Source organism: Streptomyces sp. NPDC047315 (genome assembly GCF_040643215.1).
Classification (GTDB): domain Bacteria; phylum Actinomycetota; class Actinomycetes; order Streptomycetales; family Streptomycetaceae; genus Streptomyces.
The window spans coordinates 173,776-198,993 of sequence record NZ_JBEYTZ010000003.1 but is presented as its reverse complement, the minus strand read 5'-3'; the positions used below and the strand labels follow the sequence as shown (position 1 = coordinate 198,993).

Genomic DNA, 25,218 nt, shown 5'->3' with positions numbered 1-25,218 from the left:
GCCCCGCCGCGGCTCAGCGGCGGTCGGTCGTCGTGCCCACCGGCTCGCGCTCGCCGTGCGCCCCGCCCGGCTCCGGCCTGAGCATGATCGTCCGGGAGACGACGAAGGTGATGGGGATCGCCGCAGCCGCCGCGATCAGCGGCGCGTACCGGCTGCCGAGGTCGAAGACGTCCACCAGCAGGTAGACGCCGGTGGTGGTGACGACGAAGTTCGCCGCGTTCGTCAGGGGGAAGAGGAAGAACTTCCGCCAGGTGGGGCGGGTGCGGTAGGTGAAGTACGAGGTGAGGAAGAAGGAGCCGATCATGCTGAGCACGAAGGCGATGACGTGCGAGGCGACGTACGGCAGCCGGGTCAGCAGGATCAGGTACAGGCCGTAGTAGATGCCGGTGTTGACCGCACCCACCAGGGCGAATCGAAACAGCTGGCCCCGGACCGTCATCTTCTCGCCAGCTCCCCGCGGATGATTCGTACGTGCGCCTTCGGCCAGGAAGCGTACGCCATGGCGCGACAGCGCCGTGGCAAGTACGCGACGACGACGTCCGCGGCCCGGTGGCGGGCTTGTCGCGCAGTTCCCCGCGCCCCTGATTTGCCCCCCGTCCCTTACCTGCAGGACGAGAGTTTTTAGGGGCGCGGGGAACTGCGCGATCAACCCACCACCAGGCCGCAGAGACCAGCGCTCCCGCAGGGGAACGGCGGCTGCGTCCGCGCGCGCGGGGCTCCACGCGCACCCCTACGGGTGGAACTGGCGCTGGCGGTCCAGGGCGCGGCGGAGGTCCGCCGGGAGTTGGTGGTAGGGGCCGAAGGTGCGCTCCGCGTCGTAGAGGAGCGCCTGGAGGTGGTGGTGGGCGCCGGTGTGGTCGCCGACCGCGAGCAGCAGGTTGCCGATGCGGCGGCGGACGTCGAAGGCGCGCGTGCTGTCCCCGGCGTTCTCGTAGTACGGCAGCAGGGCGCGGTACTCCGCCGTGGCCGCGGCGGCCTCGCCGAGCTGCTCCAGGCACTGCGCCGCGTCGTGGCGGAACTGGAGGGTCTGCGGGTCGGCCGGGCCGGCGTCGGCGGCGCGGTCGTCGGCGAGGCGGCGCAGTTCGGGCAGGGCGCGCCGGTACTGGCCGTCGTCCATCAGCGTCGTCGCGTACTGCTTGCGCAGGATGCGGACGACCGGCGAGCGCTCGCCGTGCTCGGCCGCCGCGGCGGGGAGGATGTTGCCGAGGACGTCGACGGCCCGGGTGATGCTGCCCTCGCCGAGGAGGCGCTTGACCTCGTCGACGGCGGCGGCGACGTCCGGCTTCGACGGGGTGGGCACCACGGGGGCCGGCGCCGGCGCGGTGGCCGACTCGGAGCGGTCGGGCCAGGGGGCGTGCGGGCGCAGGAAGGGGCGCGTGGGGTCGAGCGGGCCGCCGGGGGAGCCGCGTTGGGGCAGCAGCGGGGCCAGCGCCTCGTACACCTCCTGCGCTCCGGACGGCCGGTGTTGCGGGTCCTTGGCGAGCAGCCGCAGCACCAGGGCCTCCAGCGGGTCCGGGACCTCGGGGCGCATGCGGCGCACCGGGAGCGGGGCCTCGTACAGATGGCGGTGGAGGACGCCGAGCGCGGTGGAGCCGGCGAAGGGGACGTTGCCGCTGAGGAGTTCGTGCATCAGCACGCCGAGCGCGTACAGGTCGGTGTACGGGCCTACGGCGCCGCCCATGGCCTGTTCGGGCGCCATGTAGGCGGGGCTGCCGATGGGCGAGCCGGTGTGGGTGAGGCGGGTGGTGTCGGTGTCGATGACGGAGGCGACGCCGAGGTCGAGCACGGTGACGGTGCCGTCCGGCTTGACCATCACGTTCCGCGGTTTGAGGTCGCGGTGCACGATCGGCACGGCGTGCACCGCGGCGAGCACGGCGCACAGTTGGGCGGCGACGGCGACGGTCCACTGCCAGGGGTACGGCTCGTGCTCGGCGAGGTGGTCGGCGAGGTCGGCGCCCTCGACGTACTGCATGACGAGGTAGAGGTCGTCGCTGTCGCTGCCGGCGTCGTGGACGGTGACCAGGCCGGGGTGGGTGACCTGGGCGGTCACCCGGCACTCGCGCACGAAGCGGCGGCGCATCTCGGCGGCTTCGGTGCCGTGGGCCATGTGGTCGGGGCGCAGCAGCTTGACGGCGACGCGGCGGTCGAGCCTTCGGTCGTAGGCGGTCCAGACCTGGCCCATGCCGCCCTGGCCGATGACGGTGGAGAGTTCGTAGCGGTCCGCGATGACGCGTCCGTTCACCGGCCCTGCTCCTTGCGGAGGTAGTCACTGAGCTCGTCGAGTTCGGCGCGGACCTGGTCGATGCGGGGCTTGTCCGGCGAAGGCGCGCCCGACTGCGGTTGCTGCGCCGGCTGAGGGTGCTGCGCCGACTGCGGTTGCTGGGCCGGCTGCGGCGGCTGCGGGGCCGGCGGGGGCGACGGTTGGGATATCTGGGTCGGCAGGTGCGTCTGGGTGGTCTGCAGGTGCTGCGCCGGGTGTTGGAGGTGTTGCGGCTGTGGATACGCGGGCGGATAGCCGTATCCGGGGGCCGGGGCGTGGACCGGCCCGGCGCCCGGCGTCGGCTGCACGGGCGGATAGCCGTATCCCGGCGCGCCGGACGGCATGACGGACGGCGGTCCGTAGCCGCCGGGGCCGCCCGTCGGCGGCGCCGGGTACGCCGAGCCGCGGCGCCCGTCGTAGTGCCGGATGTCCACGATCAGATAGTGGACGGCGGCGCCGAAGCCCAGCGCGAGCAGCCCGGTGATCACCCCGATGTCGACGGCGTTCGACGGCTCCGTCTCGCCGTTGGCGTCCGCCTCCGTGTCCGAGCCCCAGGCCCCGATCGCGACCAGCAGGAAGACGGCGAGGACGAAGCTGGCGACGCAGAGGATCCAGTCGACCGGACGGCGGCGCAGCAGCGCGACCCGCAGCATCGGCGCCCAGGCGAAGATTCCGCAGGACGCCACGGACAGCGCCAGGAACAGCACGCGCACGAGCACGATCGCCGCGCCCGGTGGTGGACCGTGGCGCTCTGGGGCGTAGCCGGGGCCGTGCATTCCTGCTCCTGGTGAACCTGGGGACTGCAGAGTACGGATGAGCGTATACACCGACAAGCGGTCCAGCTCACGGGTTGTGCGGACCCGCCGCACGACACGTCGCCGCAGCCGTCCGGGGGTCGCCGTATCCGTCCGGGGTCGGATTCACCGCTCGGGTCTGACGGTTCCCTCCGTGAGTCCGTCGTACAGCCCCTGCACCAACTGCTCGCCCAATCGGCCCGCGAGGCGCAGCGCGTCCTCGAAGGCGGCCAGGGCGCGGAAGCGTGCGCCGTAGCGGCGCTGGTCGGCGAGGGGCAGCCGGGGCAGTTGGAGCCGGCGGACGTCGAGCCGGGTGGCGGTGGACGCGTAGCTGCTGGCCTGGCGGGTGTTGGCGGTGCCGCGCAGGAATCCGGCAAGGAACCAGGGGTCGAGCGCCTGGGGATCGGGGCGCAGCAGATGGAGGTTGCGACCGAGGACCGCGCCGGCGTCGCGCTCGTCGACGACCCGGACCACGGAGCCGCCGCCGAGCACGGGCACGACCACGTCGCCGGCTTCGAGGCGTACGGGCTCGTCGTCCGTCGCGTCGGGCAGGGCGCCGGTCGGCGGGCCGCCGGCGAGGACGTCCTGTTCGGTGAGGACGGCGCCCCGGGGCGGGGGCTGCGCGGCGGCGGGGGCCGTCGGGGCGGGCACGGCGGTGGTGGTGCCGGCGCGCAGCGACAGTGCGTGGGCGCGGGCGAGTTCGCCGACGGTGGTGGTGGGCCACACCGCACGCTCGGCGGTGGCGGCGGCGGGCGCGGGGGCGAGTTCGCCGGTGAGCCGCAGGGTTTCGGTGAGCCTGGCGCGTACGCGTTCCAACTCGGCCGCGTCGCCGCCGGTGGCGGCGGGCGGCACGTGGCGGGCGGGGGCCAGGTCCACGTCGTCGTCGAGGAGTTCGATGACGGCGACGGCGCGGCTGACGCCGGTGCGCCCGGGCTGCGGCGCGCCGCCCGCGGGGGCCGGGGCGGCGGGGCCTTCGGCGCCGCTGAAGGGGAGCCAGGCGTCGAGCACCGCGTTGTGGACGGTCTGCCAGTCGAGGCGGTCGCGTCCGCCGCCGGCGCCGCTCAGCTCCGTGGTGTCCACGAAGAGCACTTCGGGCGGGGGTAGTTGGCCGGCCTCGGGCTTGCGGAGCACCCACAGGTGGAGCGGGATTCCGTACGGCGGGGCGGCGCCGGCCGGCAGGGCGATCACGGCCCGCAGCGCGCCGCGGCGCAGCAGCCCGGCGCGGATGCGGCGGCCGGAGCGGCGGGAGGCGGCAGCGGGCGGCATCAGCAGGACGGCGGTGCCGCCGGGGCGCAGTCGGGCGAGGGCGTGTTGCACCCAGGCGAGTTCGGATTCGGTGCGGGCCGGTAGGCCGTACTCCCAGCGCGGGTCGTAACTCAGCTCGTCGTGACCCCAGTTGCGTTCGTTGAACGGGGGGTGGCACAGCACGGCGTCGACGGCGACGTCGGGGAAGGCGTCGGCGCGCAGGGTGTCGCCGGAGCGGGCGTGGACCCTGACGGCGCTGGCGGCGTTGACGGCACTGACGGCGTCGGCGTGCAGGGCGAGGCGGAGCGCGGCGAGCGCGGTGAGGTCGGGGTCGGCTTCCTGGACGTAGAGGGCGGCGGGGCGTTCGACGGCGCGCAGCAGGGTGCCGGCGCCGGCGGCCGGGTCGAGGACGGTCGCCGCGGCGGCGTGCGGGGGCGCGGCGACGGCGGCCATGAGGGCGGCGGGCCCGGGCGGGGTGAGCGTGTACTGGCGGATGTTGGCGTCGAGGAAGCGGCCGAGCAGGAACTCGTACGTCTGGCGGGGGCCGAGTTCGTCGGCGAGTTCCCCGACGGAGCGCAGGAAGGGGATCGCCTGGCGGGGGAACTCCAGACAGGCCCTGGCGAGCAGGGCGTGCCGGTCGTCGCCGAAGCGGGCGCTGGCCACCTGCTCGACGGCGGTCGGCAGCAGTTCGGCCATCCGCTCGTCGGGGCGGGCCGTCAGCTCCTGCCAGGTGCTGGGGCGGTCGCGCAGGAGCAGCAGGGCGAAGCCCGCGCGGGCGAGGGTGGCGGCGGCGGTGGCGGGGCTGTCGGCGAGCTGCTGCCAGACCCGTTCGCGCAGCGGGACCTCGGCGAGCTTGCCCTGTTCGCGCAGCCAGCGTTCGACGTCGCTGAGCGCGAAGGACGGGCTGGTCTCGGTGCCGCCGACGGGTTTGGGGAAGTCGGCGTGGCGACGCCGCCAGTTGCTGACGGCGGCCCGCCCGACTCCCGCGAGCCGGGCGATTCCGGCCGCGGTGACCTCGCTAGCGCTCTGTGGCACTGACCGCCTCCCTGGTGTGTGAACCGCTGCTCCCGGATGCCGCCGATGGCCTGCACGTCCCAGCGGTCGGTCGTCTCCCGGGAGTCGGTCGTCTGTGGCGCCGATGATACCGGCCCGCGCCGGAGAGACCCATTCACAGTGCATGTAAGTGTTCACGGCGTAATTAATGTTGACTCGGTTCACAGCCTCTGTTCTTATTGTCGAGGCTCTTCACGGAGCGGGTGTCCCGCACCGACCACAGCACGCAGTTAGAGAAAGCGACGTCACATCAGAAGGGCCGGCTCAGGCAGACGTCGCACCGTCACCCTCATGTCCGGGAGGACAGCTCCATGTCCCACTCATCGCAGCCCCCGTACGGCAACTCGCCCCAGTACGGCGGCGGCAACCCGCCCCAGCAGTACGGGACCGGCGGTGACGCGCAGCAGGGCGCCGCGCCCTACGGCGATCCGCAGTCGACCGCCGCCACCCAGCCGCACTGGGAGCCGGGCGCCGGCGGCACTCCCCCCGGGCCCGGCGGACCCACCGGCCACGGCGGCCACGGCGGACCCGTCGGTCCCGGCGGCGGGCACCGCGCCCCGCTGCGCAACGGCCTCGGCACCGCGGCCCTGATCCTCGGGATCATCGGCCTTATCACCGGCCCAATACCCTTCGTCTTCTGGCTGGGGGGTACGCTCGGGCTCCTCGCCCTCATCCTCGGCCTGGTCGGACGCGGACGCGCCAAGCGCGGCGAAGCGTCGAACGGCCGCTCCGCCACCGCCGGTTCGATCATCGGTGGCGTAGCCATGGTCCTCGGCGTCGTGGGCGCCGTCCTCACGGTCCAGATCACCAACGACGCCGTGGACGAGCTCGACAAGTCCATCGACGAGGCCACCGCTCCCCAGGAGCCCGGACTCGACGACAAGGACGGCAAGGGCGGGAAGGACAAGGGCAAGAAGGGCAAGGGGAAGAAGGGGAAGGGGGGCGGCGACGGTGCCGGTGAGGGCCAGGCGTACGCGCCCGGCGACACCGCCTCCTACGACGACGGCCTCAAGGTCACCGTGACGGAGGCGAAGAAGTTCACCCCCGGCGAGTTCGCGGCGGGCCACGCTTCGGGCAACAAGGCGTACAAGGTCACCGTGACCATCGAGAACACCGGGACCAAGAGCTTCGACAGCATCCTGACGATCGTCGACGCCCGCGCGGGAGCCGACGGCGTCACCGCCGAGAAGATCTACGACGACTCGGTCGGCATGGGATTCGACGGCAGCGTCGCCCCCGGCAAGAAGGCCACGGTCTCCTTCGGCTTCTCCGCACCCGCCGACGCCAAGAACCTGACCGTCGAGGTCTCCCCCGGATTCGACTACGGCCCGGTGCAGTGGGAGCTGCCCGTCTGACGCTCCCGTCACCCATCAGCAGCAGACCCGGAGTAACGCATGTCAGTGATCACCCGCCTCCGCCCCCGTCGCCGCCAGGCCGCGGCCGTGGCCCTGCTCTCCGCGCTCGCGCTGACCGCGACGGCCTGCGGCGGGGACAAGGCCGGCGGCGCGAAGGCGGCGGCCGAGGCCGCACAGGCCGACGGCGCGAAGGCCGACGGCGCCGACAAGGCCGGCGCCACGTCGTCCCCGACCGAGAAGCCCTCGTCGGGCGGGGCGGACGACCCCTTCGGCGGCAAGAGCGACGACGAGGTCGTGGCGGAGGCGGTACGGGTCACCACCGACGTCTCGTCCGTGACCATCGGATTCGCGGGAACGATGAACGACCCCGACCTCAAGGGGCGCATGACGGGCGAGATGTCGATCCACAACACGGGCCAGTGCGTGGGGAAGTTCGTCCTTGAGAACCAGGGGCGGATGGACCTCGCCGTCATCGGCAAGGACGTCTACCTCAAGCCCGACGAGAAGATGCTGCGCACCCAGGTGGTGCCGCCGGGCACGCCGAAGGCCGAGGCGGACGCCGTCCTCGGCGTCCTCAGGGGCAAGTGGATGAAGGGCCCGTCCTCCGACCCGGACATGAAGGACATGGCCGAGTTCTGCAACCTGGACGAGATGTTCAAGGAGCTCAAGGCGGACACCTCCGGCTCCGGCTCCGGCTCCGGCTCGAACGCGATGCACCGCGGCGAAGAGACCGTGGTGGACGGCAAGAAGGCCGTCCCGTTCAAGGACGCCACCGGTGACACCGGCTTCATCGCCAGCGAGGGCAAGCCCTACATCCTCAAGGTGACCGACCCCAGCAAGGACGCCGAGATGGAGACGCTGACCCTGTCCAACTTCGGCTCGGCGCCGCTGCCCACGGTGCCTTCGCCGAACAAGGTCATCGACATGGAGCAGTTCGACGAGGGCGCCAGCGAGAACGTCTGAGCGTAGAGGGCGTACGGAGAGACGAACCGCGACGGCGCGGGGCGGGACCGCCACAGGGGAGCGGTCCCGCCCCGCGCCGTCGCATGCTGAGCACCATCACGTGCTCAGCCCGTCGCGCGCTCAGCGCCCTGGGTCGCTCAGCAGCCGGTCGCCGAGGGCGCTGCGCCGGTACAGCACCGACCGGCCGTCGCGCGCCCGGTTCAACAGCCCCGAGCCGTACAGCACGCGCAGGTGCTGCGAGACCGCGCTCGGGGTCACCCGCAGCCGGCGGGCCAACTCCGCCGTCGGCAGCGGCTCCGCGAGGAGCAACAACAGCCGCGCCCGGGGCGGGCCGATCAGCGCCACCAGCGCATCGGACGGCGCCTCCCCCGCGCCCGCCGGCCCGTCGTCCGCCGCGGTCCACAAGGTCCCCACGCCCCGGCTCGGGTAGAAGAGCAGCGGCGGCTCGTCGCGACCCACCGGGGGCGCCGGCTTGTGCGCGAAGACCGAGGGCACCAGCAGCAGCCCCCGCCCCGACGCCGCGCTGCGGTACGCCCCGCGCACCCGGCTGACGTGCAGCACGCCGTCGCTCCACCGCAGGTTGGGATGCACGTCGGCGAAGAGCAGCCGCGCCCCGCCCTTGGCCAACTGCCGTGCCCGGTACGTCATGTCCGCCTCCAGCAGCAGCCGCATCCGCGGCCAGTGCGGCGCGAGGGCCACGTCCCAGTACTGCCGCAGCAGTTCGCAGACCGCGTCCCGGAGCCGGGCCACCGCGCCGCACCCGTCGTCGACGGCGGCGGCGTCGGCAACGGCGACGGCCCGCAGCGGCTCGGGCAACGGGTCCGGCGCGTGCGCGGCGAGCAGATCGCGCCGGACGACCTCCGGCGAGGTCGCCCGCACCCGGGCCAACTCGTCGTCGAAGGCCGGTGCGAAGGTCTCCGGGCGCGGAGTGAGGAAGTCCGGCAGCGTGCGCCGCTGCGCGACCAGCGACATCAACAAGTCGACGTCCAGCGCCCGCGACCGCTCCCGTACGCGCAACTGCGCCAGCACCGCCCGGCGCCACGGCAGGTGCAGCGCCGAGAGGCCCGGGTCCTGGAGCACCCGCAGGCTCAGCATCACCTCGCTGAGGGGCGAGAGCGCGAACCGGGTGTCCGCGAGGTCGTCGACGCCGAACTCAAAGCTGATCATTAAGCAATACGCTACATCGATTGGCCGTTCGCACTCCCTGCCGTGCACTGCTGGGCATGACTCCTGTTCCGGACCGGCCGGGCGCGCCCGCCGCCCTCAGCCGCCGCACCCTGCTCCTGCTGGCGCTGACCTGCGCCGTGGCCGTCGGGAACGTGTACTTCCCGCAGGCGCTCGTACCGCTGCTCGCCGCGGACCTGGGGACGTCGACGGACGCTGCGGCCACCGTGGTGACCGCCACCCAACTCGGCTACGCCGCCGGCATCCTGCTGGTCGTGCCGCTCGGGGACCGGTTCGCGCACCGCCCGCTGCTCGTCGCCCTGCTCGCGACCACCGCCGTCGGACTGCTCGCCGCCGGCAGCGCACCCGCCCTGCCCGTCCTCGTCGCCGCCTGCGCGCTGGTGGGCCTCACCACCGTGGCCGCGCAGGTCATCGGCCCGATGGCGGCCGGTCTCGTACCCGCGGACCGGGTCGGCGCGGTGATGGGCACCCTGCTCAGCGGCTCGATCGGCGGCATGCTGCTGGCCCGCGCCTTCGGTGGCGCGCTCGGCGAGGCGGCGGGGTGGCGGACGCCGTACCTCGTCGCCGCGGGACTGGTGGCGCTGCTCGCCGTCGTCCTCTTCCGTACGGCTCCGGCGACCGCGGCGGCGACGCGACGGGCGTACCCGGCGCTGGTGGCCGAGGCGCTGCGGCTGCTGCGCAGCGAGCCGGAGCTGCGCCGCTCCTGCCTCTACCAAGCGGCCGTCTTCGGCGCCTTCTCCGCGGTGTGGACGTGTGCGGCGCTGCTGCTGACGGGGCCGGCGTACGCCCTGGGGGCCCAGGCCGTGGGGGTGTTGGCGCTGGTCGGCGCGGTGACCATGGTCGTCGCGCCGCTCGCCGGCCGGCTGGTGGACCGGCGCGGCCCGAACGCGGTGACCCTCGGCGCCCTGCTCGCGACCGTCGCCTCCGCCGCCCTGCTCGTACCCGGCGCTGCGGGCGGCGCGACGGGCCTGGTCGCACTGGTCGTCGGGACGCTCCTGCTCGATCTGGCGCTCCAGGCGGGCACGATCGCCAACCAGGCCCGGGTCTTCGCCCTGCGCCCGGACGCCCGCGCCCGGCTGAACACCGCGTACATGACCCTCGCCTACCTGGGCGGCGCGGCCGGCTCCTGGCTCGGGGTGCGGGCGTACGGCGCGGGCGGCTGGCGGGCGGTGTGCGCGGTGGTCGCGCTGCTGGGGGCGGTGGGGTTGCTCGGGTGGACGGGGCGGTCCCTGCGGGTCAAAGGTGTCAGCGGGGCGTGCCACCATCGGGGTGGGAGACACCACGGGAGGGACAGCAATGGGGACCTGGGACACCGGACCGTTCGACAACGACTCCGCCGCCGACTTCGCCGGCCGGCTGGACGAAGCCGCGCCCGGTGAGCGCGAGGCGATCGTGCGGTCCACTTTGATACGCGCGCTGGAGGTCGCCGTCCCCGACTTCCTCGACAGCCACGAGGGGGACCAGGCCGTGGCCGCCGCGGCGCTGGTGGCAGCGCAGTGCCCCGACGGCGAGACCGTCAACCCGAACTACGGTCCGAAGCAGCCCCTCCCGGTCTTCGGCCCCGGCCTGCGGCCCCTCGCCGTCCGGGCGCTGGACCGGGTCGTCGAGGAGGGCTCGGAGCTGGTGGAGCTGTGGGAGGGGGAGGACGCGGTGGAGTGGCGCAAGGGTGTCCACCGCCTGCGGTGCGTGCTGACGGCCCGCCCGGGCGCGTACGAGCAGGCGCCCCGCCACGCGTGACCTTGCGGGACGCGGGTCTCCCTGCGGGAGCGCTGGTCTCTGCGGCCCGTCTGTGGCTGGTCGCACAGCCCCAGGCCCCGGCGCCGTTTCCTCGTGGGAGCGCTGGTCTCTGCGGCTGAGTGGTGGGTTGTTCGCGCAGTTTTCCCCGCGCCCCTGATGTGCCTGAGCCCGTCAGTCGTCTACAGCCCGACCCCAGCGCCCAAAATCCCTCGTCCCGCAGGTTGCCGACGAGGGAAGCGAAACATGGGCACGGGGAACTGCGCGAGCAACCCACCACCGGGCCGCAGACGCCGCAGCACCGCACACCCGCACGGCGGGAACGCGCACCGCGGCAGGAACTAGCCGCCGAGGATGGTGGTGAGGAACTCTCCCGTCCACGACAGCAACTCGCGGCCCACGACCGGCTTCCCGCCGATCTGCCCGGTCGTCGGGCGGGGCACCAGCACCTGGTTGGCCGCCGGCTTGATCACCGTGCGCGGATGGAGCCGCTTCAGCCGCAGCTCCTGGGACTCCCGCAACTCCACCGGCGCGAACCGGATGTTGTTGCCCTGGAGCACGATCTCGGCGACCCCGCAGGCCCGCGCCAGCATCCGCAGGCCGGCCACCAGCAGCAGGTTCTCGACCGGCTCGGGCAGCTTGCCGTAGCGGTCGGTCAGCTCCTCGCGCACCGCCTTGATGTCGTCCTCCGTGTTCACGGAGGCGATGGCGCGGTACGCCTGGAGGCGCAACCGCTCGCCGGGCGCGTAGTCGTGCGGCACGTGCGCGTCGACCGGCAGCTCGATCTTGACCTCCAGCGGCGGTTCCTCCTGCACGCCGCCCTCCAGCGAGGCCCGGTAGTCCGCGACGGCCTCGCCGACCATCCGGACGTACAGGTCGAAGCCGACGCCCGCGATGTGGCCGGACTGCTCACCGCCGAGGAGGTTGCCCGCGCCGCGGATCTCCAGGTCCTTCATGGCGACGTACATGCCCGCGCCCATCTCGGTGTGTTGGGCGATGGTGGCCAGCCGTTCGTGCGCGGTCTCGGTGAGGGGCTTCTCCGGCGGGTAGAGGAAGTACGCGTACCCGCGCTCCCGGCCGCGGCCGACGCGACCGCGCAGCTGGTGCAGCTGGGACAGGCCGAAGTTGTCGCCGCGCTCCACGATCAGCGTGTTCGCGTTGGAGATGTCGATGCCGGACTCCACGATCGTGGTGGAGACGAGCACGTCGAACTTCTTCTCCCAGAAGTCGACGACGACCTGCTCCAGGGCGCTCTCCGACATCTGGCCGTGGGCGGTGGCGATCCGCGCCTCGGGCACGATGTCGCGCAGCCGGGCCGCCGCCCGGTCGATGGACTCCACCCGGTTGTGGATGTAGAAGACCTGGCCCTCGCGCAGCAGTTCGCGGCGGATCGCGGCGCCGATCTGCTTCTCCTCGTACGGGCCGACGAAGGTCAGGACCGGGTGCCGCTCCTCGGGCGGGGTGGTGATGGTGGACATCTCGCGGATGCCGGTCACCGCCATCTCCAGGGTGCGCGGGATGGGGGTCGCGGACATGGTGAGCACGTCCACGTTGGCCCGCAGCTTCTTCAGCTGCTCCTTGTGCTCGACGCCGAAGCGCTGCTCCTCGTCGACGATCACCAGGCCGAGGTCCTTGAACTTGGTCTCGGACGCGAACAGCCGGTGGGTGCCGATGACGATGTCGACCGAGCCCTCCTTCAGCCCCTCCAGGGTCGCCTTCGACTCGGTGTCGGACTGGAAGCGGGACAGGGCGCGGACGTTCACCGGGAACTGCGAGTAGCGCTCGGAGAAGGTGCCGAAGTGCTGCTGCACGAGGAGGGTGGTGGGGACGAGCACGGCGACCTGCTTGCCGTCCTGGACGGCCTTGAACGCGGCCCGCACCGCGATCTCCGTCTTGCCGTAGCCGACGTCGCCGCAGATCAGCCGGTCCATCGGGATCGCCTTCTCCATGTCCTCCTTGACCTCGGCGATGGTGGAGAGCTGATCGGGGGTCTCGGCGTACGGGAAGGCGTCCTCCAGCTCCCGCTGCCAGGGCGTGTCGGCGCCGAAGGCGTGGCCGGGGGCCGCCATCCGGGCCGAGTACAGCTTGATCAGGTCGGCGGCGATCTCCTTGACGGCCTTCTTCGCGCGCGCCTTGGTCTTCGTCCAGTCCGCGCCGCCGAGCCGGTGCAGCGTCGGGGCCTCGCCGCCGACGTACTTGGTGATCTGCTCCAGCTGGTCGGTGGGGATGTACAGCCGGTCCCCGGGCTGGCCGCGCTTGGCGGGCGCGTACTCGACGACCAGGTACTCGCGGGTGGCGCCCTGGACGGTGCGCTGCACCATCTCGATGTAGCGGCCGACGCCGTGCTGTTCGTGGACGATGTAGTCGCCGGTCTCCAGGGTCAGCGGGTCGATCGTCTTGCGGCGGCGGGTGGGCATCCGCCGGCCGTCCTTGCCGGCGGCCTTCTGGCCGGAGAGGTCGGTCTCGGTGAGGACGGCGAGTCTGAGGCCGGGGTCGACGAAGCCGTAGTCGATGGAGCCGCAGGCGACGTGGACGACGGCCGGGGAGATCTCGGCGAGGTCGGCGTCGAGGCGGGCGGGGACGCCTTCGCCGCCCAGCACCTCGACGGTGCGGGCGGCGGGGCCGTGGGCCTCGGTGACGAAGACGGTGCGCCAGCCGTCGGCGAGCCAGCCCTTGGTGTCGGCGAGGGCGCGAGCGGTGTCGCCGCGGTACGCCTCGGGGGCGTGCATGCCGAGCTTGAGGGTGTCGTCGGAGAGCTCTTCGTCGGCGGCGAAGGGGGCCACCGACCACCACATCACGTCCAGTTCGCGGGCCCGGTCACGGACGTCCGCGATGCCCCACAGCGATGCGGCGTCCAGGTCGATGGGGGCCTTGCCGCCCACCCGTCGCCCACCACCCTTGTCGGAGCGGTCTTCGACCGCGCTGGTCATCGCGGTCGCCGCCCACGACGCCTGGAGGAACTCCTGCGAGGTGGCGACGAGGTCCGCGGCGCGGGTCCGCACCCGCTCCGGGTCGCAGACCAGGGCCATGGCGCCGTCGGGGAGCACGTCGAGGAGGAGTTCCATGTCGTCGACGAGGGCGGGCGCGAGCGACTCCATGCCTTCGACGGCGATGCCCTCGGCGATCTTGTTGAGGAGTTCGCCCAGTTCGGGGTGGGCCTCGGCGAGCGCGGCGGCCCGCTCCCGCACCTCGGGCGTGAGCAGCAGCTCACGGCAGGGCGGCGCCCACAGTCCGTGCTCGGCGACCTCCAGGGAGCGCTGGTCGGCGACCTTGAAGTAGCGGATCTCCTCGACGTCGTCGCCCCAGAACTCCACGCGCAGCGGATGTTCCTCGGTGGGCGGGAACACGTCGAGGATGCCGCCGCGGACGGCGAACTCGCCGCGCTTTTCGACCAGCTCCACCCGGGAGTACGCGGCTGCCGCGAGCGCTTCGACGACCTCGTTCAGATCGGCCTGCGCACCGGTGCGCAGCGCCACGGGCACCAGCTCGCCGAGCCCCTTGACCTGGGGCTGGAGCACGGATCTGATCGGCGCTACGACGACGGAGACGGGCCCCGCGGCGGGGTCGTCGGCGGCGGGGTGCGCCAGTCGGCGCAGCACGGCGAGCCGGCGGCCGACGGTGTCGGAGCGCGGGGAGAGCCGCTCGTGGGGCAGGGTCTCCCAGGCCGGGTACTCGACGACGGAGTCCTCGGGCAGCAGCGACCTGAGGGCGGCGGCGAGGTCTTCGGCCTCCCGCCCGGTGGCGGTGATCGCCAGCACTGTCCGCCCGCTGCCCCGGGCGAGCCCGGCGACGGCGAAGGGCCGCGCCGCGGCCGGCCCGACCAGATCCACGTGCCTGCGGGCCCCGCCCCGGGCGGCCTCCACGGCCTCGGTGAGCGCGGGGTCACGTACGACGGCGTCCAGCAGACCGTGCAGACTCATGAAAGGCGTTCCATCCCGGTGAAGCGGAGCGGGTGCGGGCAACACGAACGGCCCGGCACGTCGTGCGGGCCGGGGATCCCCCCAGCGTACGCCCGCGCCCACCGGCCCCGCGCGCCCGACGACGGGGTTCGGCCACGGTCCGTGAGGGCTTCCTCACGGGAACGGTCGTGGGCCCGGCCCCGGAAGCTCGTCGCCTCCGGGACCGGGCCCGTCCCCCGTGTCCCCCGTATCCCCTGTTGGTCCCTCGGTGTTTCCCCGCGGGTCCCTCGGTCCGTCAGACGGTCAGTCCGTCAGTCGGTCAGTCGGTCGCGATGGCGTTCAGGACGTTCATCCTCCCCGCGCGGAACGCGGGGACCAGCGCCGCGAAGAGCCCCACGAAGGCCGAGCCGACGAAGACCGTGGCGATGGTGGGCCAGGGGATGTCCAGGACGCCCATGCCCTCCAGGGCCAGCAGCCGGTGCGCCGTGGTGCCCCAGCCCATGCCCAGCCCGAGGCCGAGAAGGGCGCCGAAGAGGGCTATGACGACGGATTCGAGTCGGATCATCCGGCGCAGCTGGCGGCGGGAGAGGCCGATGGCGCGCATCAGCCCGATCTCGCGGGTCCGCTCGACCACGGAGAGGGCGAGGGTGTTCACGACGCCGAGGATCGCGACGATGATCGCGAGGGCCAGCAGGCCGTAGACGATGTTCAGGAGCTGGCCGATCTGGTCCTGCAGGTCCTCCTTGAAGTCGGCCTGGTTCATGACCTGGTACTGCGGATAGGCGTCCAGGACCTTCTTCAGGGCCGCGTACACCTGCTCCACCTGGCCCTCCTGCGCCGAGGCGAAGAGCATGCCGACCTGCGGCAGCTTGTCGGCGGGCACGTGCGCCCGCGCGGTGGCCGTGCCGACGAACATCGAGTCCTGTTCCAGCGTCGACTCGTCGGCGGTGATGGCGCGGACGGTGAGCTCCGTGGTGGCGCCGCCGCCGAAGGCGACCGTGAGCCTGTCGCCCAGCTCGACGCCGTGCTTCTGCGCGTACGCCTTCCCGACGGACATCGCGCCCTCGGCGTACGCGTCGGACAGCTCGCCGGCGGCGGTGTTGATCCGCAGGTCCTTCGGGTACGTGGGGTCGGCGGCGGTGAGCATCTTGCGGCTGGAGCTGCCGTCGGGGGCGGTGACCTTCGCGGATACCGTCCGGTACTCCGTGACGTGCTCGACGCCGGCCGTCTTGCGCATGGCCTGCGCCACCTGGGGCACGATGGGCTGCCCGGAGGACTGGACGATGAAGTCGGCGCCGACGGACTTGTCGACCTCCTCGGTCGCGGAGGCGACCATGGAGGAGCCGACGACGGAGAGGCAGGCCACCAGGGCCAGCCCGATCATCAGGGCCGCGCCGGTGGCGCCGGTGCGGCGCGGGTTGCGCAGGGCGTTGCGCTCCGCCATCCGGCCGACGGGGCCGAAGGCCCGCAGCACCAGGGTGCTCAGGACGCGGACGACCACGGACGCCAGCAGCGGTCCGATGACGATGAAGCCGAGCAGTGTGAGCAGGACGCCGACGCCGAGGAGCATGGAGCCCTCGCTGGCCTCGTCGGCCTGGCCGGCGACGACCAGGGCGCCCGCGCCCGCCGCGGTGAGCAGCAGGCCGACCGCGGCCCGGATCCAGCCGGACTTGCCGTCCGCGGGCATGCCGCTCTCGCGCAGCGCCGCCATCGGCGAGATCTTCGAGGCGCGGCGGGCCGGGACGTACGCGGCGACGACGGTGACGATCACGCCGAGGACCAGGCCGACGGTCGGGGTGGTCCACTTCACCGTGAGGTCGTCGGTGGAGAGGTTCATGCCCATGGAGCCCATCAGCTCCATCAGGCCGACCGCGAGGCCGACGCCGGCGGCGACGCCCGCGACGGAGCCGACGACGCCGAGCAACAGCGCCTCCAGCAGCACGGAGCGGTTGACCTGCCGACGGCTGGAGCCGATGGCCCGCATCAGCCCGATCTCGCGGGTGCGCTGGGCGACCAGCATGGAGAAGGTGTTGACGATCAGGAAGATGCCGACGAGGAGGGCGATCCCGGCGAAGCCGAGCATCGCGTACTTCATCACGTTCAGGAAGGAGCCCAGCTCCTTGCGGTCGGCGTCGGCGGCCTCCTTCGCCGTCTCCAGCTTGTACGGGGCGCCCAGCGCGGCGGCCACGTTCTCCTTGAGCTGCCGGTCGGCTACGCCGTCCGCGCCGGTCACCGCGACCGAGGTGAACAGCCCTTCCTCACCGAGCAGTTGACGCTGCGCGGTGGCGGTGTCGAAGAAGACGACGGCCGCACCGGGGTTGGTCACCTTGAAGGAGGCGATGCCGCTGATCTTGGCGGTGAAGTCGCCGCTGACGGTGATGGTGCGCAGCTCGTCGCCGAGCTTGAGGTCGTGCTTCTCGGCGGTGTCCTTGTCGACCATCACGTCCGTGGGCCCGCGCGGGGTGTTGCCCGAGGTGACCTTGAACATCTTGAGGTCGTTCTCGGACCAGTTGCTCGCGATGGTGGGCGCGCCGGAGGTGGCGCCGACGTTGTCGTTGTCGGCGTTGACGACGGTGACGCTGCTGCTGTTCACCCCGCCGGCGGCGGAGGCGACGCCGTCCGCCGAGCGGATCTGCTCGACCACCGACGCCGGCAGCGTCGGGGGCCGGCCGCTGGCGCCGTCGTCCTCCACGTCGTCCGCCGACTCCTTCGGCTGCACGGTGACGTCGGGCGTGGTGGAGGCGAAGAGCTTGGTGAAGGTGGTGTTCATGGTGTCGGTGAACACCAGCGTGCCGCAGACGAAGGCGACGGACAGCAGGACCGCTATCGCGGAGAGCGCCATGCGGCCCTTGTGGGCGAAGAAGTTGCGCAGGGAGGTGCGGAAGACGGTCACGACGTACGCCCCCGGGCGTCGAAGTCCTTCATGCGGTCGAGCACGGCTTCGGCGGTGGGCCGGTACATCTCGTCGACGATGCGGCCGTCCGCGAGGTACAGGACGCGGTCGGAGTACGCGGCGGCGACCGGGTCGTGGGTGACGATGACGATCGTCTGTCCCAACTCGTCCACGGAGCGCCGCAGGAAGCCGAGGACTTCGGCGCCGGCTCTGGAGTCCAGGTTTCCGGTGGGCTCGTCGCCGAAGATGATCGCGGGCTGCGCGGCCAGGGCGCGGGCGACGGCGACGCGCTGCTGCTGGCCGCCGGAGAGCTGGGTGGGCCGGTGCTTGAGCCGCCCGGCGAGGCCGACGGTCTCCACCACCCGGTTCAGCCAGGCGCCGTCGGGCTTGCGGCCGGCGATGTCCATGGGGAGCGTGATGTTCTCCAGGGCGTTCAGCGTGGGCAGCAGGTTGAACGCCTGGAAGATGAAGCCGATGCGGTCCCGGCGGAGCTGGGTGAGCTTCTTGTCCTTGAGCGCGGTGATCTCGGTGTCGTCCAGGTAGATCTGACCGGAGGTCACCGTGTCGAGCCCGGCGAGGCAGTGCATCAGGGTCGACTTGCCCGAGCCGGACGGGCCCATGATGGCGGTGAACTGCCCGCGGGCGATGTCCACGTCGACGTGGTCGAGGGCGACGACGCGCGTCTCGCCCGAGCCGTACGCCTTGACGATCTGCCGACCGCGCGCCGCGACGGCCGTGCGCCCTCCGGTGGCCCCGTGGGGCGGAATGGTCGTAGCCGTTGTCACGGTGAATCTCCTATGTCGGTCTCGACTGTCGCGCTCGAAGGCGGCCGGCAGCTGCTGCTCGCGCCTCCGTGAAAAGTCTGTCTGCGGGGCCCCGGTCGGCGCGCTGGTGCGGGTCACCGTCTTGGGGCGGGGGTTTACCCCACCCCGCGGTGGGGTCCGCCCCCGTGTCCCCCGGCTCCGGCCCCCCGTTCCGGAGCCGGGGGACGCGCCCGCCGGGCGAACGCGTACGGGGGAAACGCCCCTGTAGCTGCGAACTCGTGCGAACCTTCCCCGCGAGAAACACCGTAGGGAGTCGGGGCCTGTCGGCTCGTCGTCCCTCGGGACGAACGTCTCCCGGGCAGTTCTAGGGAGATGCCCCTAGGGGTCTCCACCCCCGGGTGGAGCCGCGTCTCGGGGTTCCCCCGCCCGCGCTGCCCCGTGCGCCTGGGCACAGCCGCCGTACCCCTGCGGGACCGCTGGTCCCCGCGCCCCTAAAAGCCTCGCCGTTTCCCCGCGGGAGTCATCACCACTGCAGCCCGGTGGGGACTTGTCGCGCAGTTCCCCGCGCCCCTAGACCCACCCGCCGTTTCCCTGCGGGACCACTGGTCTCCGCAGCCCGTCCGTGGCTTAGCGCGCAGTTCCCCGCGCCCCTGTTTTGCTCCCCCCGTCATTTGTCTGCGGGCTGGGGCGAAGGTTTTTAGGGGCGCGGGGAACTGCGCGAACAGCCACAGACTGGCCGCAGACGCCGCAGTACAGCTCGCCGCACGGCGCTATCGCGCACGCCGAGGCATCGGCAGGCGAGAAGAGGCGCGGCCTAGGACGTGGACGTGTCGCGGTCGGTGGGGGCGGGGGTCTGCGCCTCGGGCGCGGGTGCCGCCGCGGGCTCCGCAGGGGCGGCCTGGACGGCCGCCGCCACCGCCGCCGCGACCGGCTGTGTCGGGGCGTCCGGGGTCCGGCCCGCCGTCAGCGTCACCAGGCTGTTCCGTACGTGCGCCATGTGATCCCGCACCTCTTCGCGCACCTGCTCGTGCTCCCGCAGCATGCGTTCCGTCTCGCGCGCCGTGCGCTCCTCCTCCGCCCGCGCCGCCGCGAGCGCTTCCGCGGCCTGTGCCTCGGCGTCCTCCTGGAGGCGGCGGTCGTGCTCCTGCGCCTCCCCCAGCTCCCGCTCGGCGTCGGCGAGCAGGGCTTCCGCGCGCGCGGCGGCGTCCGCGCAACGGTCCTCCAGGGCGGCCAGCCGCTCGGCGACGACGAGTTCGGCTGACTGCCAGCGGTCGGACTGCTCGGCCTCAAGACCGGCGAGCATGTCCTCGGCCCGCAGGCGCGTCTCCTTCCACTCGGCGAGCGCTTCCGCGCGGTGGTCCGCGGCCTCGCGGCGCGCCTCCATCAGCGCCGCGCCGCCGCGCTCCCGCGCGCGGGACAGCAGCCGCTGCGCGTACTCGTCGGCGGCTGCGCGTTCGGCTTCGGCCCGTGCCCCGGCGGCGTCGTGCAGGCGCTGCGCGTCCGCCTCGGCCGCTTCGGTCCGCGCCTGCGCGTCCTCGCGGGCGGCCGTGCGCACGTGGTCGGCCTCCTCCCAGGACAGCGCCAGTAGCTCGCGGGCCCGGCCGCCCAGTGCCTCGTACGTCTGGGGACCGAGTCCGGAGACCACCTCGCGCAGCCGGGCCGCCTCCGCCTCCATGCGCCTGGCGAGGACGGTGAGGCGGGCGGCGCGCTCCCAGGCGGCGTCCCGGTCGTCCGAGAGCGCCGCCACGTAGGCGTCGGCCTGGTCCGGGCGGTATCCACGGCGTACGACGTCGAACCCATCAAGGCCGCTGCGGCCGTGGGGCGACGACGGTGCGGAGACGGTACTCATCCTGCGAACCCCTTCGGCTCCCGATAACACATGACGCGATAGTGCGCATATCATCCAGGATCCAAACGAAGCGGTCATAAAACGACACTCGGCAGGAGAACCCGAAAGAGTACGAAGGAGTTCGGTATCGAAGGCAAACGGAGGAGGGGCGCCCGGTCCCTCGCGGACCGAACGCCCCTCCCGTGCCGCCGTGCGCGGGCCCTACCCGAGCACTAGGGGGCTTCTGATGGATCTTGCTGGGCTCGCGTGCCCTGGCACCATGCCTCTCCGCGTTGTCGTCGGTCGCCGAAGGCCCCCTGTGCCCTGCGGGCACGGGAGGTGCCCCCACCGCTTCGACTCCCTCCCCCTACGCCCGGAGGGCGTGGGAGGGACCCCCACCCTCATCCAGCCTGATCCATAAGAAGCCCCCTACAGCAACCCGTCCCACATCTGTTCCAGCAGCACCGACCACCAGCTCTCCGGGGACGCCAGCGCCGCCGGGTCGAGCGCGGCCAGGTACGCCTGGAAGTCGACCGTCCAACGGCCCGCCTGCTCCGGGTTGAGCCCGTACCGCAGCCGCCACATGTTCCCCAGCAGCGCCATGCAGCGCACGAACTCGGGCAGCCCCGAGTTCACGAACTGCGGCGCCACTGGCCGGCCGTCCGCCGGCGCCTCCACCGGCACGGCGACGATGTTCGCCGTGCCGTACTGCACGCAGATCGCCCGGCCGAAGTCATTGCCGACGACCAGGTACGAGGAGGCGTCCGCGGCCGGCTGCACCTGCCGCTGGAGCGCCAGTTCGGCCAGCGTCGGGATGACGGGCTGGGCCGGCTGCGCCCAGAAGAACGGGTTGAAGTCGATCGGCACGCCCGCGTACACGAGGGTCGTGGCCACGACCTCCGGCACGCCCTGGCGCGACACCGCCCGCTGGTCGAACCGGCTGACGCCGTGCGGGCCGAAGGCGTTCGCCAGCTCCTGCGCCAGGCCCTGCGGCGGCACCGCGGGCGCCGGCTGCACCTGCGGCAGCGGGGCGCGCACCGGCGCCGGACGCGCCGGGCCGTCCGCGACCTGGTGCAGCTCGCCCTGGTGGGTGATCAGCTGCTGCATGCCCTGCTGCCGGCCGGCGTGGTCCTTGCCGTACGGGGCGATGCTGGTGATCCGCGCCTGCGGCCAGGTCTCGCGGATCATCCGGGCGCAGTAACCGCCGGGCAGCTCGCAGGACTCCAGCTCCGTGTGCAGCTCAAGCACCTGCGAAGGGGGCACGTTCAGCGCCCGCAGCTCGTGCAGGATCTGCCACTCGGGGTGCGGGGTGCCGGGGGCGCTGCGGCGGATGAGCTGGGCCTCGGAGCCGTCGGGCGCGCGGTAGCGCAGCACGGCCTGATAGCCGGGGCCGACCGTGGGCCGGGTCGGCTGCTGCGGATAGCCGTACGCACCAGAAGCACCAGAAGCACCGGGAGCCCCCGGAGTCCCAGGCACACCCGGCGGACCGGGCGGGCCGGGTATGGGCGGAGGCGGGCCGGGCGGCGGCGTGGCACCGGGTGCGGGAGGCGGCCCCGGAGGGCGCGGCGGACCGGGCGGTCCAGGGGGCCCGGGAGGTCCCGGAGGCCCCGGAGGCGGGGGTGCACCGGGGCCCAACGGGTTGGGGCCGGCGAGCATGGTCGCCGCGTGGTGCACTCCCCCGCCGGACGACGGGTGCGACGGCGACGGCGGCGGCGTGGCCGAGGGCCCGGGAGGCGCGGGCGGTCCGGGCGGCGGCGGGGTGTCCGGGCCGACCTGGGAGACGAGTTGCGTCGGCAGATAGCCGGCCGCGGGCGCACCGGGCGCACCCGGCCCCGTCGGAGAAGGAACCGAGGAAGACGCGGAAGACGAGGGAGCCGAGGGAGCGGGCGGCGGCGTGGCACCGACGGGCGGGGGCGTCGCCGGCACGGAGGGCGGCGTACGCGGTACGGACGGCGGCGGCGTGGCCCCCACGGGCACACCGGCCCCGCTCGACGGCCCGGCGCCACCCGACGTCCCGTCGGAGGACACGTCCTGTCCCGGCTGCAACGGACGCTCGACCGCCGTCGGCGGCAGTTGGCTGCCGCCCGACATGTACGCGGTGGGCAGCTCCGCACTCGTCCCGTCGGCGTCCGCCCCGTCCGACGGCGGCTCGAACACGGTCGCCGGCAGCGGTACGGACCCGTCGTCCGCGCCCCCGCCCGCGGCCGGAGCGCCATGGCTCGGCGTGGGCCACGAGCCGCCGCCCCGGGACGCGTTCGACGGGGAGACCGGCGCGAAGGGATCGTCCCGCTCCCCTCCGCCAGCGGAACCAGCAGGACCGGCAGGACCTGCAGGACCGGCTGACGGGGCGCGGTCACCCGTCGAGCCGTCGGAGGACGAGGACGTCGCATCGGACCTGCGGTCCGCCGCCTCCTGGAGCCACTCCGGCGGCGTGATCAGGAAGGACGTCTGGTTCAGGTCGATGCGCTGGGGCCGTTCGGGCGCGGCCGGCGCCGGTGCGTCCGCGGCCGTCCCGTACTCCTCCTCGTACCGCCTGATCACCTCGCCCACCGGCAGCGCCGGCCACAGCGTGGCCTCTCCGCTGTCGCGGGCGATGACGAGCCGCTGCGCGCCGTCGTCGGAGCGGACGCCGCCCTCGCGGTCCTCCGCCCAGACGACGAAGCCCAGGTCGAACTCGCGCACCCGCACCTCGCGGTGCTGGTACGCCGGCACGTCGCCGTTGACCCACTCTTCCGCGCGCTCCTGCGCCTGCGCGAAGGTCACCATCGGAGCGTCACTCCCCATCCGATCCGTCGAACACCCGGGCCGCACCGGACGCGTCGGCCGCGGACACGGGCACGGCCCGCGCGAAACCGCCGTCCACCATCAGCCCGGCCACCGTCTCCAGCTCCGGCGGACTGCCCGCGAGCCGCTTGAGGAACGCGTCGAAGTCGTCGCCGCAGGGCAGCAACAGCCGCTCCACCCGCTCCTGGACCCGCCAGCCGTCCCGGTCGCGCGCGTCGTCGTAGGGGCAGAACCAGACGGAGCCGACGGCCTCGCCCCGCACCTTGACCGCGAGCAGCCCGCCCTGGAGGAAGGCCACGCCGAGGTAGTCCTTGCTCAGGTGGTCGCGCAGGCACTTGTTGGCGTACACGAGGTCGTTGACCGCGGCCTCGTCGCGGACCGTGAAGAACGGCTGGTCGACGAGGAGGCCGAGTTCCGCGTCGAGCGCGGCGCCGACCGGGGCGCAGCCGCCGGCGGCCTTGAGGAAGGTGCGGTACGCGCCGGGGAGGCGGTAGCCCAGGTCCTCCTCCACGCCCAGCAGTTGCTGCTCGCTGACGGCGACGCCGCGGCGCGGCAGGCCGAAGTGCGCGGGCCGGGTCTCCTGGAGGGGGCGGGTGCCGCGCTTGTTCTGGTCGACGCCGGCGGTGGCGAGTCCGCCGTGGTGCCGCAGCAGCGCCTTGACCTCGGCGGGGACGAGTTCGAGACGGCGGGTGCCGGGGACGTGGTGCCAGGTCCAGCCGTGCGGGGTGGCGACGGCGGGCACGGTGTCCCACAGCTCGTGGCCCTCGGCGTGCAGCGCGGCGTTCGCGGACACGTAGTCGGTGAGGCGCAGTTCGTCGATGCCGAAGCCCTCGGGCGGGTCGGCGATCTCCGCGGCGGCGCGGGCGTACGGCGAGAAGTCCGGGTAGCCGTCGGCGTCCACGCGCACCCCGCGGGGGTGGCGGGCGGCCCGTACCGGGTCCGGGAAGTTCACGACCTGACCGGCGTACGCCGCGTTCGGCGGCGCGTCGGGCACCGCGGCGGGTTCCTGGGCTCCGGGGCCGGGAGGCGCGGCTCCCGGCCCTGGCCGACCTGTCGTCATGGGTTATGCCCCCTGCTGGCTTCCGAATGTTCGGGACAGCCTATGCGGGTGGGCACACGGGCGTCGCCCGTGCTCGAAGGGCCGCCGTCGACCGTCACGGCGCGTCACATCCGAGTGACCGAACGGCCACGGGCAGACACGTTTCATCGCCCCAGCTTCCCCACGCAGCACGGCGTTTGGCAGGCTGTTCGTTGCTCGGGGGGAGCGCACGGGAGGGACCACCGCGCCATGCACACAGCGCAACCGAATACCAAGAGCGACACGGGTGATCCTCGTCTCAGCTGGAGCAGTGACGAGGGGACGCGCGCACCCGCGCTGCACCACCGCCGCGACGGCATCCTGCCCACGGTCGCCGCGGCGCTCTCCGTGCGCGGGCAGACGCTGACGTCGACCGCGGCGAAGGGCGACCGGGCGCCGGTGCTCCACCCGCTCGTCCAGGACTTCCTGGACACCCTCACCAGCGCGCAGCGGGAGCGGTTCACCGGGCGCTGCCCGGAGGCGATCCTGCTGTCGCGGCAGCTGTCGACGGCGGACGGCAAGCGCTCCAAGCGCGCCCAGCGCAAGCCGCTGACGTACAGCGAGGCCAAACGCGCGCTCAAGCAGGCGAAGGTGACGGCGCGCCGGATCAGGGAGGACGGCGATCCGCTGCACGGCACCTACGCGCCGCCGTGCCGCTCCTGCACGGCGATGCTCGACCACTTCGGCGTACGAGCCGTGGACCCCACCGCACCCGAGAACGGCTGACCCGCCCACCATGTCCGAGGACCTGACGAACCCCAGCGATCCCAGACGTCCCAACAGCTCCCCCGGCAACCACAGCACCACGCGCTTCCCGGTCGGCGTCGACGCGGCGCTACGGGAGGCGGGCTGGCAGCCCGGGCGCTGGGACATCAAGCTCGCCGAGCACTGGGCGGACGCCCTGCGCGCCTACGCCTCACCGGCCGGCCACCGGCACACCGTCTTCCCTGCCGCGGTGGAGGCGTGGGCGGAGTTCGGCGGCCTGCGGATCCCGGCGCTCGGGCCGGGCCGGCAGACCGCGCCGCCGCCGGAGATACGCATGGACCCGCTGTACGGGCTCCACCTCGCGCGCACGCTGTCGGACCTGGGTCGCGCGCTGGACACGGAGCTCGCCCCGCTCGGCGCGGAGGGGGAGGACCAGGCGGTGCTGGCGATCGACGCGGAGGGGCGGGTGTACAGCGTGGACCACACGGGCGACTGGTACTTGGGCGCGGACGTGGACCGCGCGCTGACCCTGCTCCTGCTGGGCCACCAGCCCCAACGCCTCACCCTCCCGAGCTAGCTAGGTCGTGTCTGACAAATAGCGTCGTCCGCCCCTGAGGGCGGGGGCCGCGGCATCCGGTGCGTGCAATCGCAAGGCGGAGGGTCTTCCTCGTACTGGAC

Annotated in this window: 17 protein-coding genes; 6 read left to right on the top strand and 11 right to left on the bottom strand. The window is 73.2% G+C overall.

Annotated elements, in window-relative coordinates:
- Positions 1-13 precede the first annotated feature (13 nt).
- The 4 genes from ABZ842_RS04460 to ABZ842_RS04445 form a co-directional block, all read right to left on the bottom strand.
- Positions 14-439, bottom strand: a complete 426-nt coding sequence (locus ABZ842_RS04460) for a GtrA family protein (RefSeq protein ID WP_361531425.1) — start codon at positions 437-439, stop codon at positions 14-16.
- A gap of 291 nt (positions 440-730) precedes the next feature.
- Entirely contained in the window at positions 731-2,242 is a 1,512-nt protein-coding gene (locus tag ABZ842_RS04455; protein ID WP_361531422.1) for a serine/threonine-protein kinase, read from the bottom strand.
- Positions 2,239-3,036 (bottom strand): hypothetical protein, encoded by a 798-nt coding sequence (locus ABZ842_RS04450; protein WP_361531419.1) that lies wholly within the window; start codon positions 3,034-3,036, stop codon positions 2,239-2,241. The genes ABZ842_RS04455 and ABZ842_RS04450 overlap by 4 nt, the downstream gene beginning before the upstream one ends.
- 144 nt (positions 3,037-3,180) lie before the next feature.
- Positions 3,181-5,334: an N-6 DNA methylase gene (locus ABZ842_RS04445; RefSeq protein WP_361531416.1), complete on the bottom strand. Its 2,154-nt coding sequence runs from the start codon at positions 5,332-5,334 to the stop codon at positions 3,181-3,183.
- Between the two features lie 329 nt (positions 5,335-5,663).
- Between ABZ842_RS04445 and ABZ842_RS04440 the strand changes: the two genes are divergently transcribed.
- Together ABZ842_RS04440 and ABZ842_RS04435 are read left to right on the top strand one after the other, a co-directional pair.
- Positions 5,664-6,707 carry a DUF4352 domain-containing protein gene (locus tag ABZ842_RS04440; protein WP_361531413.1) on the top strand — a complete coding sequence of 348 codons (1,044 nt, stop codon included), beginning with the start codon at positions 5,664-5,666 and terminating at the stop codon, positions 6,705-6,707.
- Positions 6,708-6,746: 39 nt separating this feature from the next.
- The gene (locus tag ABZ842_RS04435) at positions 6,747-7,670 is read left to right on the top strand and encodes a hypothetical protein (RefSeq protein WP_361531410.1); all 924 of its coding nucleotides are present in this window, start codon (positions 6,747-6,749) and stop codon (positions 7,668-7,670) included.
- 120 nt (positions 7,671-7,790) lie between these two features.
- On the opposite strand, the gene ABZ842_RS04430 is transcribed toward ABZ842_RS04435, so the two are convergent.
- The gene (locus ABZ842_RS04430; protein WP_361531407.1) at positions 7,791-8,837 is read right to left on the bottom strand and encodes a helix-turn-helix domain-containing protein; all 1,047 of its coding nucleotides are present in this window, start codon (positions 8,835-8,837) and stop codon (positions 7,791-7,793) included.
- Positions 8,838-8,893: 56 nt separating this feature from the next.
- On the opposite strand from ABZ842_RS04430, the gene ABZ842_RS04425 reads away from it, so the two are divergent.
- Both ABZ842_RS04425 and ABZ842_RS04420 read left to right on the top strand, forming a co-directional pair.
- The gene (locus ABZ842_RS04425) at positions 8,894-10,234 is read left to right on the top strand and encodes an MFS transporter (RefSeq protein ID WP_361531404.1); all 1,341 of its coding nucleotides are present in this window, start codon (positions 8,894-8,896) and stop codon (positions 10,232-10,234) included.
- On the top strand, positions 10,152-10,592 hold the full coding sequence (locus ABZ842_RS04420; protein ID WP_361531401.1) for a DUF4259 domain-containing protein: 441 nt from the start codon (positions 10,152-10,154) through the stop codon (positions 10,590-10,592). The genes ABZ842_RS04425 and ABZ842_RS04420 overlap by 83 nt, the downstream gene beginning before the upstream one ends.
- Positions 10,593-10,930: 338 nt before the next feature.
- Here ABZ842_RS04420 and mfd read toward each other — a convergent pair whose 3' ends face one another.
- The 6 genes from mfd to ABZ842_RS04390 all read right to left on the bottom strand — a co-directional run bounded on the left by mfd (position 10,931) and on the right by ABZ842_RS04390 (position 23,817).
- Positions 10,931-14,509 carry a transcription-repair coupling factor gene (mfd, locus tag ABZ842_RS04415; protein ID WP_361531398.1) on the bottom strand — a complete coding sequence of 1,193 codons (3,579 nt, stop codon included), beginning with the start codon at positions 14,507-14,509 and terminating at the stop codon, positions 10,931-10,933.
- 298 nt (positions 14,510-14,807) lie between these two features.
- The gene (locus ABZ842_RS04410; RefSeq protein ID WP_361531395.1) at positions 14,808-17,381 is read right to left on the bottom strand and encodes an FtsX-like permease family protein; all 2,574 of its coding nucleotides are present in this window, start codon (positions 17,379-17,381) and stop codon (positions 14,808-14,810) included.
- On the bottom strand, positions 17,378-18,166 hold the full coding sequence (locus ABZ842_RS04405) for an ABC transporter ATP-binding protein (protein ID WP_361531392.1): 789 nt from the start codon (positions 18,164-18,166) through the stop codon (positions 17,378-17,380). The genes ABZ842_RS04410 and ABZ842_RS04405 overlap by 4 nt, the downstream gene beginning before the upstream one ends.
- 793 nt (positions 18,167-18,959) lie before the next feature.
- Positions 18,960-19,994 carry a cellulose-binding protein gene (locus tag ABZ842_RS04400; protein ID WP_361531389.1) on the bottom strand — a complete coding sequence of 345 codons (1,035 nt, stop codon included), beginning with the start codon at positions 19,992-19,994 and terminating at the stop codon, positions 18,960-18,962.
- Positions 19,995-20,402: 408 nt separating this feature from the next.
- A complete protein-coding gene (locus ABZ842_RS04395; protein ID WP_361531386.1) occupies positions 20,403-22,739 on the bottom strand; it encodes an SUKH-4 family immunity protein in 2,337 nt (778 codons plus the stop codon).
- Between the two features lie 7 nt (positions 22,740-22,746).
- Positions 22,747-23,817: an SMI1/KNR4 family protein gene (locus tag ABZ842_RS04390; RefSeq protein ID WP_361531383.1), complete on the bottom strand. Its 1,071-nt coding sequence runs from the start codon at positions 23,815-23,817 to the stop codon at positions 22,747-22,749.
- Between the two features lie 228 nt (positions 23,818-24,045).
- On the opposite strand from ABZ842_RS04390, the gene ABZ842_RS04385 reads away from it, so the two are divergent.
- Complete coding sequence (locus ABZ842_RS04385; protein ID WP_361531380.1) at positions 24,046-24,561, top strand: YwqJ-related putative deaminase; 516 nt, start codon at positions 24,046-24,048, stop codon at positions 24,559-24,561.
- 10 nt (positions 24,562-24,571) lie between these two features.
- A complete protein-coding gene (locus ABZ842_RS04380; RefSeq protein ID WP_361531377.1) occupies positions 24,572-25,117 on the top strand; it encodes an SUKH-3 domain-containing protein in 546 nt (181 codons plus the stop codon).
- Positions 25,118-25,218: the final 101 nt, after the last annotated feature.